Source organism: Streptomyces speibonae (assembly GCF_984686075.1).
In genome coordinates this window covers 5,419,985-5,436,464 of record NZ_OZ480260.1, presented here as the reverse complement: position 1 = coordinate 5,436,464, position 16,480 = coordinate 5,419,985, and the positions used below count along the sequence as shown (strand labels likewise).

Sequence of the window (16,480 nt, the reverse complement as noted above, 5' to 3'; positions counted from 1 at the left end):
GGCCGGGCGGGGTCTGCGCGGGTCAGTGGTCGCGCGGGTCAGTGGTCGCGGGGTCAGTGGTCGCGGAGTCAGTGGTTGCGGGGGAAGCCCAGGTCGACGCCGGCGGGGGCGTCGGCCGGGTCGGGCCAGCGGGTGGTGACGACCTTGCCGCGGGTGTAGAAGTGCGTGCCGTCGTTGCCGTAGATGTGGTGGTCGCCGAAGAGGGAGTCCTTCCAGCCGCCGAAGGAGTGGTAGCCGACGGGGACCGGGATCGGGACGTTGACGCCGACCATGCCGGCCTCGACCTCCAGCTGGAAGCGGCGGGCGGCGCCGCCGTCGCGGGTGAAGATCGCGGTGCCGTTGCCGAACGGGGAGCTGTTGATGAGGTCCAGGGCCTCTTCGTAGGTCTCCGTGCGCAGGACGCACAGGACCGGGCCGAAGATCTCGTCCTGGTAGGCCTTCGCGGACGTCGGCACCCGGTCGAGGAGGGAGATGCCGATCCAGTGGCCGTTCTCGTGGCCGTCCACGGTGTAGCCGGTGCCGTCGAGGACGACCTCGGCGCCCTCGTCCGCGGCGCCGGCGACGTAGGAGGCGACCTTGTCGCGGTGGGCCTTGGTGATCAGCGGGCCCATCTCGGAGGTGGGGTCGCTGCCGGGGCCGATCTTGATCTTCTCGGCGCGCTCGCGGATCCGCTGCACCAGCTCGTCGCCGATCGCGCCGACCGCGACGACCGCGGAGATCGCCATGCAGCGTTCGCCCGCCGAGCCGTAGGCCGCGGAGACGGCCGCGTCGGCCGCCGCGTCGAGGTCGGCGTCGGGCAGGACCAGCATGTGGTTCTTGGCGCCGCCCAGGGCCTGCACGCGCTTGCCGTTCGCGGAGGCGGTGGTGTGGATGTAGCGGGCGATCGGGGTGGAGCCGACGAAGGAGACGGCCTTGACGTCCGGGTGCTCCAGAAGGCGGTCCACGGCCACCTTGTCGCCCTGGACGACGTTGAACACGCCGTCGGGCAGGCCGGCCTCGGCGAAAAGCTCGGCGAGGCGGACGGAGGCGGACGGGTCCTTCTCGCTCGGCTTCAGCACGAACGTGTTGCCGCAGGCGATGGCGAGCGGGAACATCCACATCGGCACCATCGCCGGGAAGTTGAACGGGGTGATGCCCGCGACCACGCCCAGCGGCTGACGGATCGACGCCACATCGACGCGGGTGGCGACCTGCGTGGACAGCTCGCCCTTGAGCTGCACGCTGATGCCGCAGGCCAGGTCGACGATCTCCAGGCCGCGCGCGACCTCGCCGAGGGCGTCGGAGTGCACCTTGCCGTGCTCGGCGGTGATCAGTTCGGCGATCTCGTCGCGGTGGGCGTCGAGCAGGGCGCGGAACTTGAAGAGGACGGCGGTGCGGGCCGCCAGCGAGGTCCGGCCCCAGGTCGCGTACGCCTCCTTGGCGGCGGCGACCGCGGCGTCCACCTCCTCGACGGAGGCGAACGCGACCTGGGTGGTGACCTCGCCGGTCGCCGGGTCGGTCACCGGCCCGTGGTTGCCCGAGGCGCCTTCGACGGTCCTGCCGCCGATCCAGTGGTTGACGATCTTCGTCATGACCGAGAACTCCTTCGCAGATGGCGGCGTCGGGTGGAGACGTGCCGTGGGTGCAGCTCGTACAGCTCGGGTGCGCCGGACGCGGGGGCCGATGCCGCGGACCGGGCCATGTCCTCATCCCACCAGTGCCCGGCCCCCGGACGGGACCGACACAGTGTCGGCCGTTCGGGTCCGCGAGTGGACACATGGGACTCCGGCCCGGACTCCGGCCGGTACGTCGGCGAAACCTCCGGCGCGGGGCCGCGGCGGGCGGGGAGTCGTCGCTCGCACTTCGCTCCTGCCAAAGCGAGGCGGTCTCCCGCGCCGGAGGCGATCGGTGGGGGCCCGGGACGGCGGTGACCCGGCGGTCGCCGCCGGAGTATCAGGTCGTACGCCATCGCGTTCCCTTCGTACGGCTCGCCGGTTCTGCGGTGCATACGGCTCACCCCGGTTTCTAGCCTCGAGTGTGAAGCCCTGTCAATGTTTTGTCCGGACATTCGGACGAAAACGCGTCCGGTCGCCGGTCGTCCGGTCCTTGCCGGGTCCCGTTGTCGGTGGCCGCCGCTCCCGTGCGATGGCCTCGCCCGCGCGGGGCACACGGGTGAACGCCTGACCGTACTGTTCGGCGGGCCCCACCAGTCGCTGCCGAGCTTCATGAGCGCCGGCGTGCGCCCGGGTGACGTCATCCACCCGATACGGGTCTTCCGCAAGCAGCCGGCAGCCCGCTCCCCTTCGACGGTCCCGTCCGACCTGCCGGCCCGGCTCACCTACCGGTCACGGCAGGGCGAGCGGCACATCAAGCACGTCGTCGACGGCGAGCTGCGCAGAGCGGTGAGCGGGCACGGCATCCACCGGCCGACGCCGGAGTCGGCCGCCGAGCTGGACACCCTCGTGCGGGACCGGGTCAACGCGCCCCGCCGGTGAGCCGTCGTGCGCCCGTGCGTCACTTCTGTCACAAAAACGCCCGTACTGTCACGGGTGTCACGCCGGCGCGGGCCTTCGGTCACACCCGGAGCACAGCCCCTGCCCTGTCGCCGCCCGGCCTCGTTCACCGGGCACAACGCATGCCTGAACACCAGCGCAGCGCCCGGCTCCCCCTGACGGCCGCCCCCGGCCGCCGCCGCGGTGCGCGCGGGGAGGTGCAACGCCTTGACTTCCTCCCCCTCCTGAAGGAGGGGGATTCCTACGGCTCGCGCCGTGGGGTGTTCTGCTTCATCGCCGACTGCCCGCCCGGAGTACTCCGTTGAGGTCTTACACCAGCTCCACAGACAGACACCGTCAGCCCGACGGCCAGGATGTTCTTCGCCGCGTTCACGTCCCGGTCATGGGTCGTCCCGCAGTCGCACGTCCAGGTGCGGACGTGCAGCGGCATCTTGTCCTGCAAGGTGCCGCAGGTCGAGCACAGCTTGGAGGAGGGGAACCAGCGGTCGATCGCGATCACTTCGCGGCCGTACCACTGGGCCTTGTACTCCAGCATGCTCCGGAACTCCGACCAGGCCGCGTCACTGATGGCGCGGGCCAGGTTCCGGTTCTTCACCATGTTCCGGACGGTGAGGTCCTCGATCACGACCGTTTGGTTGTCACGAACGAGCCGAGTGGTGAGCTTGTGCAGGTGGTCACGCCTGCGGTCGGTGATTCGGGCGTAGACCTTGGCAGCCTTCCGGCGCGCCTTTGCCCGGTTCGCTCCGTCACCCTTGGCCTTGCGGGCAAGCTGCCGCTGCGCCTTGGCGAGGCGGGCGCGGTCACGCCGCTCATGCCGGGGGTTGACGACCTTCTCCCCGGTGGACAGGGTCAGCAGGTGGTCGAGCCCGACGTCGATACCGACGGCCGCGCTGGTGGCGGGGAGTGGCTGAACGGACGGGTCCTCGCACAGCAGGGACACGAACCAGCGCCCGGCCGCGTCCTGCGACACCGTCACCGTGGACGGCGACGCGCCCTCAGGCAGGGGACGGGACCACACGATGTCGAGCGGCTCCGCCATCTTCGCCAGCGTCAGCCTGCCGCCCCGGAACCGGAACGCGCTGGTGGTGTACTCCGCCGACTTCCGCGACTTCTTCCGCGACTTGAACCGCGGGTACTTCGCCCGCTTGCCGAAGAAGTTCGTGAACGCCGTCTGGAGGTGCCGCAGCGCCTGCTGGAGCGGGACGGAGGAGACCTCGTTGAGGTACGCGAGTTTCTCGGTCTTCTTCCAGGCCGTCAGCATCGCCGACGTGGCGTTGTAGAGGGCGGGCAGTTGGAGGCGGACGCCGGTCCGCCCTGGCGGCGAACCGGCTTTCCCTGCCCTGCTCCGCAGGAGCGTCGTTTCCTCCCCCGGCTGAAGCCGGGGGCATCCACGAAGGAGAACCCCGATGACCGACCGACGGCTGTGGTCCTACAAGGACATCGCGGCCCACATCAAGGTGCAGCCGGACACCGTACGCTCCTACCGCAAGCACGGCCTGCTGCCCCCGCCCGACCACGTGGAGGGCGGCAAGCCCTACTGGTACGCCGACACCATCCGCACCTGGGTGGCCGCCCGCCCGGGCAATCGCGGCCGCAGAGCCGACTGACCGCGAGGAAGCGCGCTGTGCCCCCGCCCGGACGGCGGGGGCACGGCGCGCTCGCGGTGGAGCGCTATCCCCGGGCCGCCTCCACCGTGTCGCGGGTGGTGTCCTCCGGCTCGTCCTCGCGGCCGGTCGTCGGCTCCGCCCCGCCCCGCGCCTGCTCGCCCTCGCTCAGCCCGAACCGCTCGTGGAACCGGCGCAGCGGGCCCGGGGCCCACCAGGTCGCGCGGCCCGTGAGGCGCATGACGGACGGGACCAGGAGGCTGCGGACGATCATCGCGTCCATCAGGACCGCCAGCGCGATGCCCAGGCCGAGCATCTTGGTGTTGGTCACGCGCGCGGTGCCGATGGCGACCATGACCACCGCGAGGATGACCGCCGCCGCCGTGATCAGCCCGCCCGTCCGCCGCAGCCCGTGGCGCACCGCCTGTTCGTGGTCACCGGTGTGGTCGTACTCCTCCTTGATGCGGGAGAGCAGGAAGACCCCGTAGTCCATGGAGAGTCCGAAGGCCACGCAGAACATCAGGACCGGCAGCGTGGTCTCGATGGAGCCGGTGGTGGTGAAGCCGAGCAGGGCGGAGAGATGGCCGTCCTGGAACACCCAGACCACGGCGCCGAACATCGCGGTGAGGCTGAGGGCGTTGAGCACCACCGCCTGCACGGGTATCAGCACGCTGCCGGTGAGCAGGAACACCAGGATCAGGGTGACGACGACGATGAACACGGCCGCCGCCGGGATGCGCTCGCCGATGGCGTCCTTGGAGTCGACCAGGACGGCCGCCGCTCCGGTCACGCCGGTGTCGAACGGGGCGTCCACCGCGCGGAGGTCGCCCACCAGCCGCTGGGCGGGATCGTCGACCGCCTCTCCCTCGGGCAGCACGGTGAAGTAGGCCGTGTCGCCCTTCACCAGCGGTCCGTCGACCCGCACCACGCCGGGCAGGGCGGCGACACGCTCCTTGTACGCGGCGTACTGCTCCGGGGTCGCGCGGCCCTCGGCGAGGACGTCGAGACCTCCGCCGGGGCTGCCGGGGAAGCCCTCGCGGATGTGCTGCTGCACCACGTGCGACTCGGCGGTGGAGGGCAGCTGGCGGTCGTCCGCCGTACCGAACCTCACGCCGAGGAAGGGCAGTCCGAGCAGCACCAGCACGGCCGTGGTGCCGAGGGCGAAGAACGGGGCACGGCGCATCACCAGGGTCGCCGCGCGGCCCCAGGCGGCGCCCTCCTCGCGGGCGGGCCGCGCGGCCGGCCGGCCGCGCCGGAACAGCCTGCGCAGGTCGAGGGAGTTGACCCGGTGGCCCAGCAGCACGAGGGCGGCGGGGAGCAGGATGAGGGCGGCCGCCGCGGCCAGCAGCACCACGGCGATCCCGGCGTAGGCGAAGGAGCGCAGGAAGTACTGCGGGAAGAGCAGCATCGCCGCCAGGGACACCGCGACCGTGAGGGCGGAGAACAGCACCGTGCGCCCGGCGGTGCGCAGGGTGGCGCCCACGGCCGTGAGCGGCTCGGCGCCGGTGGACAGCTCCTCGCGGAAGCGGCGGACGATGAAGAGCGCGTAGTCGATCGCCAGGCCGAGTCCCAGGGCGGTGGTGAGGTTCATCGCGAAGACCGAGACGTCGGTGAACTCGGTGAGCCCGCGCAGCACCGCGTTGGTGCCGAGGATCGCGACGATGCCGATGCCGAGCGGCAGCAGGGCGGCGACGGCGCTGCCGAAGACCATCACCAGCAGCACCAGCGTCACCGGCAGGGCGATCATCTCGGCCCGCAGCAGGTCCTCCTGGATGACCGTCTGCATCTCGTGCCGCACGGCGACCGGTCCGCCGAGGCTCACCTCCACCACACCCTGTCCGCCCCGGAAGGAGGACTCGATGCGCTCCAGCGTCTCCCCCGCGGCGGTCTCGTCGCCCGTGAGGCGGGCGGCGATCAGCGCCTCGTGCCCGTCCTCGGCGCGCAGGGCGGGCGAGCGCGACTGCCAGTAGGAGCCGACGCCGGTGACGCCCGGCTCGCCGGCCAGACGCTCGGCGAGCCGCCGCGCCTCGGTGGCGACGGCCGGATCGTCGACCGTGGCGTCCCCCGCGTCCACCAGCAGCAGGAGGTTGGGCTGGGCCTCGGGGAACTCGCGCTCGAGCGCCCGCATCGCGTAGCTGGACTCGGCGTCCGGGTCCTCCCAGCCGCCGCTGCCCATGCGGTCGGCGACGCCGCTGCCGGCCAGCACGGCGAGCACGGTGAGCACCAGGGCCGCCAGCAGGGCGAGCCGGGGACGGGCGGTCACGAACCGGGTCCAGGCCCCTTGGCGCGGCGCGACGTTGACTTCGGTCATCCTGCGGTGTCCCCTTCACCGTGCACCATGCCGTCCGCCCGCGTGCCCCCGAGTGGTCTTGCGCTCTTCGGGGCCTGGACGGCCCCGGACGCGCACGGGCAGGCGGCATGGCTGTGCCATTGCCATAGACTGGCAAACACGAGAGATCGCTCGCGTTTCACAAGAATGCGAGTGGCCACTCGTGTTTGTCAATCGCGTGCCGAGAGCTGGGGATAACGCGTGCCCGACAGGACCGAGAAGCCCGGGGAGCCCGGGAAGCGACAGGCGGCCGACGAGCGGCCCGTCCGTCGGCAGGCGCGCGGCGAACGCCGCATCAGGCAACTGCTCGACGCCGCCGCCTCCGTCTTCTGCACCACCGGCTACACGGCCGCCAGCACCAACGCGATCGCCCGGGAGGCCGGTGTCTCGCCGGGCACCCTGTACCAGTTCTTCCCGAACAAGGAAGCGATCGCCATCGAGCTGGGCGGCCGGCTCATGCACGAGATGCGCGAGACCTACGGCGAGGCCCTCGCGCCCCTCGACCCGGCGACCCCGCTGGAGCAGGCCGTCGCCGCTGCCGTGGACCGCTTCATCGACTTCAACTGCCGCAACCCGGTCTTCTTCGCGCTGATGCACGGCCCGGACATCCCCGGCCGCATCGCCCAGGAGCACGACGCCCTGCACGCCACCCTGATCACCAGGGTCGAGACGCTGATCACCCCGTTCATGCCCAGCAGGCCGGCCGCCGAGGTGAACCGCATCGCCCACATGTGTGTGGGGCTCTACATGGCCGGCCTGGAACTGGTCCTCGCCCACGAGGGCGCCGAGCGCGAGGCGTACGTCCAGGAGCTGAAGAACGTCCTCCTGCGCTACCTCGAACCGCTCGTCGTGGATTAATACCCCCTAGGGGTATAGTCTGGGCGGTGTGGCCCCCGTGGCCCCACCGACCCGTTCCATCCCCTACGCCCCGACGAGGAGTAACGACATGACCTCCCAGACCGACACCCAGGGCTCCGTCACCACCGTCTACAAGGTGAGCGGAATGAGCTGCGGGCACTGCGAGGGCGCCGTCTCCGGCGAGCTCTCCGCGCTCCCCGGCGTCAGCTCGGTGACGGCCGTCGCCTCCTCCGGCGAGGTGACCGTGGTCTCCGCCGCCCCGCTCGACGAGGCCGCCGTGCGCGCCGCCGTCGACGAGGCCGGCTACGAGCTGACCGGCACCGTCTGAAACGGGGCCCCCGCGCGGCGTGAACCGGGCCGCACCGGCCACCCGTTCCCCGCGGCCCGGCGCGCCGCCCGCCCCCGGATCCCGGACGTCCCTGGAGTACGGACATGACCAGCACCACCGCCGCCGAGACACCGACCGCCGAGCAGCCGGCGCTCTCCGAGGTCGAGCTGCTCATCGGCGGGATGACCTGCGCCGCCTGCGCGGCCCGCGTCGAGAAGAAGCTCAACCGCATGGACGGCGTCACCGCCACGGTGAACTACGCGACGGAGAAGGCCCGGATCACCTACCCGCCGGGCCTCGAGGTCGCCGATCTGATCACCACCGTGGTGCGCACCGGCTACACCGCCGAGGAACCCGCGCGTGAGGAGCCCGCGGAGGACTCCGCACGCGAGGCCGACCCCGAGCCGGCCGCCCTGCGCCGGCGGCTGGCCGTCTCCGCGCTCCTGGCCCTGCCCGTCGTCCTCCTGGCGATGGTCCCGCCCCTGCAGTTCGACAACTGGCAGTGGCTCTCGCTCACCCTCGCCGCGCCCGTCGTGGTCTGGGGCGCCGCGCCCTTCCACCGGGCCGCCTGGACCAACCTGAGGCACGGCGCGGCCACCATGGACACGCTGGTCTCCGTCGGCACCCTCGCCGCATTCGGCTGGTCGCTGTGGGCGCTGTTCCTCGGCGACGCCGGCATGCCCGGCATGCGGCACCCCTTCGAACTCACCGTCTCGCGCGGCGACGGCGCCTCCATGATCTACCTGGAGGTCGCCGCCGGGGTCACCGCCTTCATCCTGCTCGGCCGCTATCTGGAGGCCCGCTCCAAGCGCCGCGCGGGAGCGGCCCTACGGGCGCTGATGGAGCTGGGCGCCAAGGACGTGGCCGTGCTCCGCGAGGGCCGCGAGGTACGGATCCCGGCGGAACGGCTGGCCGTGGGCGACCGGTTCGTCGTACGCCCCGGGGAGAAGATCGCCACCGACGGCACGGTGCTCGAGGGCACCTCCGCCGTGGACGCGTCCATGCTGACCGGCGAGTCCGTGCCGGTGGACGTCACCGTCGGCGACACCGTCACCGGCGCCACGGTCAACGCGGGCGGGCGGCTGGTCGTCGAGGCCACCCGGATCGGCGCCGACACACAGCTCGCGCGGATGGCGCGGCTGGTGGAGGAGGCGCAGAACGGCAAGGCGCAGGTGCAGCGCCTGGCCGACCGGATCGCCGGGGTCTTCGTCCCCGCGGTGCTGCTGATCGCGGTCGCCACCTTCGGCGGATGGCTCGGCGCCACCGGCGACACGGTCGCCGCGTTCACCGCCGCCGTCGCCGTCCTGATCATCGCCTGCCCGTGCGCCCTCGGGCTCGCCACGCCGACCGCGCTGATGGTGGGCACCGGGCGGGGCGCCCAGCTCGGCATCCTCATCAAGGGCCCCGAGGTCCTGGAGACCACCCGCGACGTCGACACCGTCGTCCTGGACAAGACCGGCACCGTCACCACCGGACGGATGTCCCTCCAGGAAGTGTACGCCGCCGAGGGCACCGACGAGCGTCAGCTGCTGCGGCTCGCGGGCGCCCTGGAGCACGCCTCCGAGCATCCCGTGGCCCGCGCGATCGCCGCGGGAGCGCAGGAGCGCGCCGGTGCGCTGCCGGAGGCCGAGCACTTCGAGAACGTCCCCGGCAGGGGCGTACGCGGGCGTGTGGAGGGCCATGAGGTCGTCGTCGGGCGGCTCTCCGAGCACCTGGGTGAGCTGCCGCCGGAGCTGGCCCGGGCCCGGGAGGAGGCCGAGCGCGCCGGGCGTACCGCCGTGGTGGCCGGCTGGGACGGAGTGGCACGCGGTGTCCTCGCCGTCGCCGACGCGGTCAAGGAGACCAGTGCCGAGGCGGTGCGCGACCTGCGCGCGCTGGGGCTCACACCGGTGCTGCTGACCGGCGACAACCGGACCGTGGCCGAGGCGGTGGCCCAGGCGGTCGGCATCGACCGGGTGATCGCCGAGGTGCTGCCCGAGGACAAGGCCGGCGTCGTACGCGACCTTCAGGAGGAGGGGCACCGCGTGGCCATGGTCGGCGACGGCGTCAACGACGCGGCCGCGCTGGCTGTCGCTGATCTGGGTCTCGCCCTGGGCACGGGCACGGACGCGGCGATCGAGGCGGGCGACCTGACCCTGGTGCGCGGCGACCTGCGGGTGGCGGCGGACGCGATTCGGCTGTCCCGGCGCACGCTCGCCACCATCAAGGGCAACCTCGTATGGGCCTTCGGCTACAACGTGGCCGCGCTGCCGCTGGCCGCGGCCGGGTTGCTGAACCCTATGATCGCCGGTGCGGCCATGGCCTTCTCCTCGGTGTTCGTGGTGACGAACAGCCTGCGGCTGCGGGCGTTTCATTGAGGTCTCAAGTTGGGGTGTACCACTGGAGTCCGGGCGCGACCCTCACATAAGCTCTTCACAAGGCTCGCGCATCATCCTTACGCTTGGGTCCCGTGAGAGGTTTGCGGGCTCTTGCGCAGCTTGGAGGGTATGCAAGAGACGCAGATCACAGTGATCTGAACGTAACCATCGAAGGGGTTCGAAGGTCTAAGTTGGCGATGTCAGGCAGCGTCTTGGGGGGCGCGTCCTGACAACTGGGATTGTCTTGGGGGACTTTCCCAGAGATTGCGTTGCCGGGACACGTACCAGCGGGAAGCTTTGAGCGGCCCTCCCCGAGCGTGCGCTGTCCCGGCAGACCGCACACCGACGAGTGCGGCGGGTTCAGGTCCGCCCGTGCTCACACAGCGATTCAGGCGCTGTTTTCACAGGCGCCCGGCCGGATCCCGTGGGGGGAATCCGCACCGGGACATGGGAAGGCGCCCTGGTTCGTCGGCCCGTGGGGGGACCGGCGGCCGGGGCGCCTTCTCTCTTCACGCCTCACGCCTGCGGCTGCGCAGGGCACCTGAAGGGGCGCGGGACCCTATGGACACCGCGCACCCCACCGGCAGGTGTCAGCGCTCCTCGACCGGGACGAAGTCGCGCTCGACGACTCCCGTGTAGATCTGGCGCGGGCGGCCGATGCGGGAGCCCGGCTCCTTGATCATCTCGTGCCACTGGGCGATCCAGCCCGGCAGCCGGCCGAGGGCGAACAGGACCGTGAACATCTCGGTCGGGAAGCCCATGGCCCGGTAGATCAGACCGGTGTAGAAGTCGACGTTCGGGTAGAGGCTGCGCGAGACGAAGTAGTCGTCGGAGAGCGCGTGCTCCTCCAGCTTCAGCGCGATGTCCAGCAGCTCGTCGGACTTGCCGAGGGCGGAGAGCACATCGTGCGCGGCGGCCTTGATGATCTTGGCGCGCGGGTCGAAGTTCTTGTAGACCCGGTGGCCGAAGCCCATCAGGCGGACGCCGTCCTCCTTGTTCTTCACCTTGCGGATGAAGGAGTCGACGTCACCGCCGGAGTCGCGGATGCCCTCCAGCATCTCCAGCACCGACTGGTTGGCACCGCCGTGCAGCGGGCCCCACAGGGCGGAGATGCCGGCGGAGATCGAGGCGAACATGTTCGCCTGCGAGGAGCCGACCAGACGCACCGTGGAGGTCGAGCAGTTCTGCTCGTGGTCCGCGTGCAGGATGAGCAGCTTGTCCAGGGCGGAGACGACGACCGGGTCGGGCTCGTAGTCCTGCGCGGGCACGGAGAAGGTCATGCGCAGGAAGTTCTCGACGTACCCGAGGTCGTTGCGCGGGTAGACGAAGGGGTGGCCGATCGACTTCTTGTACGCGTAGGCCGCGATCGTCGGAAGCTTGGCGAGCAGACGGATCGTGGAAAGGTTGCGCTGACGCTCGTCGAACGGGTTGTGGCTGTCCTGGTAGAACGTCGACAGCGCGGAGACGACCGACGACAGCATGGCCATCGGGTGGGCGTCGCGCGGGAAGCCCTTGTAGAAGTTCTTGACGTCCTCGTGCAGCAGGGTGTGCTGCGTGATCTCGTTCTTGAACGAGGCCAGCTCGTCGACGGTCGGCAGCTCGCCGTTGATCAGCAGGTAGGCGACCTCCAGGAAGGTGGAGCGCTCGGCCAGCTGCTCGATCGGGTAGCCGCGGTACCGGAGGATGCCGGCCTCGCCGTCGAGATAGGTGACCCCGGATTTATAGGCCGCGGTGTTGCCGTAGCCGCTGTCCAGTGTCACCAGACCGGTCTGGGCGCGGAGCTTCCCGATGTCGAAGCCCTTGTCACCGACGGTGCTGTCGATCACCGGGTAGGTGTACTCGCTGCCGTTGTACCGCAGTACTACAGAGTTGTCGCTCACGTCTTCCCTCACCGACGTTGTGCCTCATCTTCGAGGTGCCCTGACTGTCTCTACCATCCCCCACACGGCTCAGGAGAGTGCACTCGGGGTCGACCATCGGGCCTATTGGCGGCACTGAGTGCCGCCAACTTGCCCATCCTGCCCCCTGTGTTCCCCATCCGGAAGGGCTCTGTGACCTTCATGACTCATTTGATCGATCATTTTTTGATGACGATCCCCTCACAGGGCCGCTCCCCGTCCCCGAGAGGCGGGATCCGGCGAGGCGGAAGTCGAGAGCCGTGCACCGGCGGCCCGCCGACACCGTACGCACCGCCTGCCCGATCGCCTTGCGGGAACCGACGAGCACGACCAGCCGCTTGGCCCGGGTGACCGCCGTGTAGAGCAGATTGCGCTGGAGCATCATCCACGCGCCCGTGGTCACCGGGATGACGACCGCCGGGTACTCGCTGCCCTGGGAGCGGTGGATGGTCACCGCGTAGGCGTGCGCGAGCTCGTCCAGCTCGTCGAAGTCGTACGGCACCTCCTCGTCCTCGTCGGTCAGCACCGTCAGCCGCTGGTCGACCGGGTCGAGCGAGGTGACCACACCCACCGTGCCGTTGAAGACCCCGTTCTCCCCCTTCTCGTAATTGTTGCGGATCTGGGTGACCTTGTCGCCGACGCGGAAGACCCGCCCGCCGAACCGCTTCTCGGCGAGGCCGGGGCGGCCCGGGGTGACGGCCTGCTGGAGCAGCCCGTTGAGCGTGCCCGCGCCGGCCGGTCCCCGGTGCATGGGGGCGAGGACCTGGACGTCGCGGCGCGGGTCGAGGCCGAACTTCGCCGGGATGCGCCGGGCCGCCACATCCACGGTGAGCCGGCCGGCCTCCTCGGTGTCATCCTCGACGAAGAGGAAGAAGTCCTTCATGCCGTCGGTGACGGGGTGCTTCCCGGCGTTGATCCGGTGCGCGTTGGTCACCACGCCGGACTGCTGGGCCTGGCGGAAGACGCGGGTGAGCCGCACGGCGGGCACGGGGCTGCCGGGGGCCAGCAGATCCCGCAGCACCTCCCCCGCGCCGACGCTGGGCAGCTGGTCCACATCCCCGACGAAGAGCAGGTGCGCACCCGGCGGGACCGCCTTGACCAGCTTGTTGGCGAGCAGCAGATCCAGCATGGACGCCTCGTCGACCACCACCAGGTCGGCGTCCAACGGCCGGTCCTGGTCGTAGGCGGCGTCGCCCCCGGGCTTGAGCTCGAGCAGCCGGTGCACGGTGGAGGCCTCGGCGCCGGTCAGCTCGGCGAGCCGTTTGGCGGCGCGGCCGGTCGGCGCGGCGAGGACCACCTTGGCCTTCTTCGCGCGGGCCAGCTCCACGACCGAGCGGACCGTGAACGACTTGCCGCAGCCGGGCCCGCCCGTGAGGACGGCGACCTTCTCGGTGAGCGCCAGCCGCACGGCCGCCTGCTGCTCGGGGGCGAGGTCGGTGCCGGTACGGGAGGCGAGCCAGCCGAGCGCCTTGTCCCAGGCGACGTCCTGGAAGCCGGCCATCCGGTCCTCGTCCGCGCGCAGCAGCCGCAGCAGCCGCCCGGACAGGGCGGCCTCCGCGCGGTGGAACGGGACGAGGTAGACGGCGGTGACGGGGTCCCCGCCCTGCGGATCGGGCACCTTCTCCCGGACGACGCCGGGGTCCTCCCCCGGCTCCTCGGGCTCGGCGGCGAGCTGGGCGAGGCACTCGATGACCAGTCCGGTGTCGACCTGAAGCAGCTTCACCGCGTCGGCGATCAGCTGCTCCTCGGGGAGATAGCAGTGCCCCTGGTCGGTGGCCTGGGACAGCGCGTACTGCAGTCCGGCCCGTACCCGGTCGGGGCTGTCGTGCGGTATCCCGACCGACTGGGCGATCTTGTCGGCGGTGAGGAAGCCGATGCCCCACACGTCGGCGGCGAGCCGGTAGGGCTGGTTCTTCACCACGGAGATCGAGGCGTCGCCGTACTTCTTGTAGATGCGGACCGCGATGGACGTGGACACCTCGACGGTCTGGAGGAAGAGCATGACCTCCTTGATCGCCTTCTGCTCCTCCCAGGCGTCGGCGATCTTCTTGGTCCGCTTGGGGCCGAGCCCGGGGACCTCGATGAGCCGCTTGGGCTCCTCCTCGATGACGGTCAGCGTGTCGATGCCGAAGTGCTGTGTGATGCGGTCGGCGAAGACCGGGCCGATGCCCTTGACCAGCCCGGAGCCGAGGTAGCGGCGGATGCCCTGGACCGTGGCCGGCAGCACCGTCGTGTAGTTCTCCACGTGGAACTGCTTGCCGTACTGCGGATGCGACCCCCAGCGCCCCTCCATCCGCAGGGACTCCCCGACCTGCGCGCCGAGCAGCGCGCCCACGACGGTCAGCAGGTCGCCCGCGCCGCGCCCGGTGTCGACGCGGGCGACCGTGTAGCCGTTCTCCTCGTTGGCGTACGTGATGCGCTCCAGTACGCCCTCGAGCGTGGCGAGTCGGAGTTCACCGGGGGCGGCGGCTGCGGACTGGTTGGACATGATCCGACGGTACCGGTGGGGTGTGACAGGGGGTGAGCCGTCCGGCAGCACCCGTACGTACACCCTCTCCGAAAATGGGAGGCCCCCAAGAGCCGGCCGTGAGAAGGTGCCGTTCGGCCCGGCAGAGGGGGAACACATCGGTCTGACCTACGGATATGACATCCACCTGCCTCCCAGGAACGTCGCCGGAGCGCTTCTGCGTCTGGCCGAGCCGGCGCCACCGACGCGTGACGTGCCGCCGCTCGAGGTCACGCTGCCCGGCGGTGACCGGATCGTCCTCCCCTACACGTCGCGCTTCGAGAGGGAGCCCGTCGACTGCTCCACGAGCGACACGCTCCATCTCGACACGTCCATCATGTTCGACGCCGATGACGCGGTGCGTGAGTACGCGGAGGAGTGCGGCCATGAAGTCGGTGAGGACGGGCGCGTCCAGATCGGGTACGTCTACCTGACGGTCCGGTTCCGGTCCTCGCTGCACCCTGGTTACGCGTCCATGGATTTCTGGGCGGCGAGCTCGAGGATGAGCCGCCTGTTCGCGCGGTCGGCCCGCGTCCGGGAGGTGTTCACCGGCCTCGCGGCCGCCAGTGGCGGAGTCTGCTGCCTGTTCGACACCGGCGACGGCGGCCCCGAGCAGGTGTGCTGGGTCAACGGGGAGACGACCCAGGAGATGCTCGGCAGCCCTCGATTCCCGGATCGGCAGGCGCTCGTGGCGACATGGCCCGCCCCCGACGACGGGGGCCGCGCGTGAGCGGAAGTGACGACGACCGGCGCCTCCCGGCGGCGGTCCGGGCCGGAGACGGTGACGCGGTACGGGAGTTGCTGGAGGAGGGCGCCGACCCGGACACGCCGGGCGTGGACGGGCTTCCGGTGCTGTGCGCCGCCATCGCCGCGTACGACGTCGTCGTGGCCGATGTGCTGGTCGAGGGCGGCGCCGATCCCGACCGGGTGCTGCCGGACGGGACCACACCGCTGTGGCGGGCCGTCCACGGCGGCTCCCCGGCCGTCTGCAAGGCCGTCCTCGGCGCCGAGCCGGCACTGCGCCTGTCGGAGGATGCGCGGGAGCGGCTGCTCTCGCTGGCCCGGACCTGGTACGAGACAGGCGCGGCCGAGGAGTTGCGGCGCCGCACGGGTGCGAAGGGGCCGGCGGAGACGGTCCGCGTACCGGACGACCCGGACGCGTTCCACCATGTCCGGCAGCTCTCACTCGGTGGTCTCGTCGTCCGGGACGGACACGGCGGCATCCTGACCGCACTGGAGTGGGAGTTCCGCATCCCGACCCCGGTCGGCGAACTGGTCACCCGTGCCGCCGTCGAGCCGGACCAGGACCACCCCGTCTGGTGGGAGGGGATCTCCGTCCTCCTGGAGCGCCGCGGCGCCGCCGGGACCTGGTCGGCCGTGTCCTCCCACCGCCACCATCCCGATCCGGCGCACCGCCGGTTCCTCGCGGAGTACCTGCGGTGCCGGGGAGTCCTCGACCACTCTTACCCGCACGGGGAACAGGAGGGCGATCTCCTCAGCACCTGGGCGGCGGAGGAGACGGACCCCGAGATGCTCGCGAAGGTGCTCGAAGCCTTCGCCGAGTACGAGCATCCCGGCCTGGAGGCCGCCGGGCTGCGCTACGCCGTTCACCCCGACCCCCGAGTCCGCCAACGGGTGCCCGCGCTCTTCTGTCCCCCCGAGGACGCTTCCCTGACGCCCCCGGCCCGGGCCGCGCTGCTCGCGCTCATCGGCGACCAGGACACTGAGGTACGGCTCCTCGCCGGCAGGGTGGCCGTGAACGACGACACCCTCCTGGCACCGGCCGTGCGGGCCCTGCTCATGCCGGCCGAAGGTCCGGACGCCGGGCCGCAGGGCGAGGCCACGGCACTCCTGGCCTCCTGCCGGGACCGTACCCCTGCCGTCGCCGACGCCCTGGCCGCCCTGCTGGACGCGGACGATCCGCTTACCTGCCTGGAGGCCGCCTACGGCCTCGCCCTGCGCGACGATCCGCGCACCGCCGAGGCGTACGAGCGGGTGAGGCACCTCGACGTCGGCTTCGCGGACGACCACCGGTGGAGCAAGCTGTGGGACTGGCAGTGGAGGAACGGCCGCACGGTCACCGGGTGATGTCCCTGGCGGACGCGGCC

General features: G+C 71.2%; 11 protein-coding genes and 2 pseudogenes. 7 read left to right on the top strand and 6 right to left on the bottom strand.

The window, feature by feature from the left end; genetic code table 11:
• Nucleotides 1-68 precede the first annotated feature (68 nt).
• Nucleotides 69-1,571, bottom strand: a complete 1,503-nt coding sequence (mmsA, locus tag AC5L3C_RS24550) for a CoA-acylating methylmalonate-semialdehyde dehydrogenase (protein WP_493650859.1) — start codon at nt 1,569-1,571, stop codon at nt 69-71.
• A gap of 224 nt (nt 1,572-1,795) precedes the next feature.
• Nucleotides 1,796-1,885: pseudogene (locus AC5L3C_RS24545) on the bottom strand (5-deoxy-glucuronate isomerase); the annotation flags it as partial.
• Between the two features lie 319 nt (nt 1,886-2,204).
• On the opposite strand from AC5L3C_RS24545, the gene AC5L3C_RS24540 reads away from it, so the two are divergent.
• Complete coding sequence (locus tag AC5L3C_RS24540; RefSeq protein ID WP_493650858.1) at nt 2,205-2,474, top strand: hypothetical protein; 270 nt, start codon at nt 2,205-2,207, stop codon at nt 2,472-2,474.
• A 259-nt stretch (nt 2,475-2,733) separates the two neighbouring features.
• Here AC5L3C_RS24540 and AC5L3C_RS24535 read toward each other — a convergent pair.
• Nucleotides 2,734-3,771: pseudogene (locus tag AC5L3C_RS24535) on the bottom strand (RNA-guided endonuclease InsQ/TnpB family protein); the annotation flags it as partial.
• A gap of 127 nt (nt 3,772-3,898) precedes the next feature.
• On the opposite strand from AC5L3C_RS24535, the gene AC5L3C_RS24530 reads away from it, so the two are divergent.
• Nucleotides 3,899-4,099: a helix-turn-helix transcriptional regulator gene (locus tag AC5L3C_RS24530; protein ID WP_190164332.1), complete on the top strand. Its 201-nt coding sequence runs from the start codon at nt 3,899-3,901 to the stop codon at nt 4,097-4,099.
• A 64-nt stretch (nt 4,100-4,163) separates the two neighbouring features.
• On the opposite strand, the gene AC5L3C_RS24525 is transcribed toward AC5L3C_RS24530, so the two are convergent.
• Nucleotides 4,164-6,407 (bottom strand): MMPL family transporter, encoded by a 2,244-nt coding sequence (locus AC5L3C_RS24525; protein ID WP_493650857.1) that lies wholly within the window; start codon nt 6,405-6,407, stop codon nt 4,164-4,166.
• Between the two features lie 219 nt (nt 6,408-6,626).
• Here AC5L3C_RS24525 and AC5L3C_RS24520 point away from each other — a divergent pair, with 219 nt between their 5' ends.
• The 3 genes from AC5L3C_RS24520 (at nt 6,627) to AC5L3C_RS24510 (ending at nt 9,968) form a co-directional block, all read left to right on the top strand.
• Nucleotides 6,627-7,283 (top strand): TetR family transcriptional regulator, encoded by a 657-nt coding sequence (locus tag AC5L3C_RS24520; RefSeq protein ID WP_493650856.1) that lies wholly within the window; start codon nt 6,627-6,629, stop codon nt 7,281-7,283.
• 88 nt (nt 7,284-7,371) lie between these two features.
• Nucleotides 7,372-7,611: a heavy-metal-associated domain-containing protein gene (locus AC5L3C_RS24515; protein WP_125506386.1), complete on the top strand. Its 240-nt coding sequence runs from the start codon at nt 7,372-7,374 to the stop codon at nt 7,609-7,611.
• Between the two features lie 104 nt (nt 7,612-7,715).
• Nucleotides 7,716-9,968, top strand: coding sequence for a heavy metal translocating P-type ATPase (locus AC5L3C_RS24510; RefSeq protein ID WP_493650855.1), 2,253 nt, complete (start codon nt 7,716-7,718; stop codon nt 9,966-9,968).
• A gap of 590 nt (nt 9,969-10,558) precedes the next feature.
• Here the strand turns inward: AC5L3C_RS24510 and AC5L3C_RS24505 are convergent.
• Both AC5L3C_RS24505 and recD2 read right to left on the bottom strand, forming a co-directional pair.
• Nucleotides 10,559-11,848: a citrate synthase gene (locus AC5L3C_RS24505; protein WP_493650854.1), complete on the bottom strand. Its 1,290-nt coding sequence runs from the start codon at nt 11,846-11,848 to the stop codon at nt 10,559-10,561.
• A gap of 178 nt (nt 11,849-12,026) precedes the next feature.
• The gene (recD2, locus tag AC5L3C_RS24500) at nt 12,027-14,354 is read right to left on the bottom strand and encodes an SF1B family DNA helicase RecD2 (RefSeq protein ID WP_493650853.1); all 2,328 of its coding nucleotides are present in this window, start codon (nt 14,352-14,354) and stop codon (nt 12,027-12,029) included.
• 22 nt (nt 14,355-14,376) lie between these two features.
• Here recD2 and AC5L3C_RS24495 point away from each other — a divergent pair, with 22 nt between their 5' ends.
• Nucleotides 14,377-15,102 carry a hypothetical protein gene (locus tag AC5L3C_RS24495; protein WP_493650852.1) on the top strand — a complete coding sequence of 242 codons (726 nt, stop codon included), beginning with the start codon at nt 14,377-14,379 and terminating at the stop codon, nt 15,100-15,102.
• A complete protein-coding gene (locus tag AC5L3C_RS24490; protein ID WP_493650851.1) occupies nt 15,099-16,460 on the top strand; it encodes an ankyrin repeat domain-containing protein in 1,362 nt (453 codons plus the stop codon). The genes AC5L3C_RS24495 and AC5L3C_RS24490 overlap by 4 nt, the downstream gene beginning before the upstream one ends.
• Nucleotides 16,461-16,480: the final 20 nt, after the last annotated feature.

Excerpts from the sequence above, each read along its gene's own strand:
- mmsA (WP_493650859.1), bottom strand. The coding sequence starts at position 1,571 with ATGACGAAGATCGTCAACCACTGGATCGGCGGCAGGACCGTCGAAGGC.
- AC5L3C_RS24540 (WP_493650858.1), top strand. The coding sequence starts at position 2,205 with ATGAGCGCCGGCGTGCGCCCGGGTGACGTCATCCACCCGATACGGGTC.
- AC5L3C_RS24530 (WP_190164332.1), top strand. The coding sequence starts at position 3,899 with ATGACCGACCGACGGCTGTGGTCCTACAAGGACATCGCGGCCCACATC.
- AC5L3C_RS24525 (WP_493650857.1), bottom strand. The coding sequence starts at position 6,407 with ATGACCGAAGTCAACGTCGCGCCGCGCCAAGGGGCCTGGACCCGGTTC.
- AC5L3C_RS24515 (WP_125506386.1), top strand. The coding sequence starts at position 7,372 with ATGACCTCCCAGACCGACACCCAGGGCTCCGTCACCACCGTCTACAAG.
- AC5L3C_RS24510 (WP_493650855.1), top strand. The coding sequence starts at position 7,716 with ATGACCAGCACCACCGCCGCCGAGACACCGACCGCCGAGCAGCCGGCG.
- recD2 (WP_493650853.1), bottom strand. The coding sequence starts at position 14,354 with ATGTCCAACCAGTCCGCAGCCGCCGCCCCCGGTGAACTCCGACTCGCC.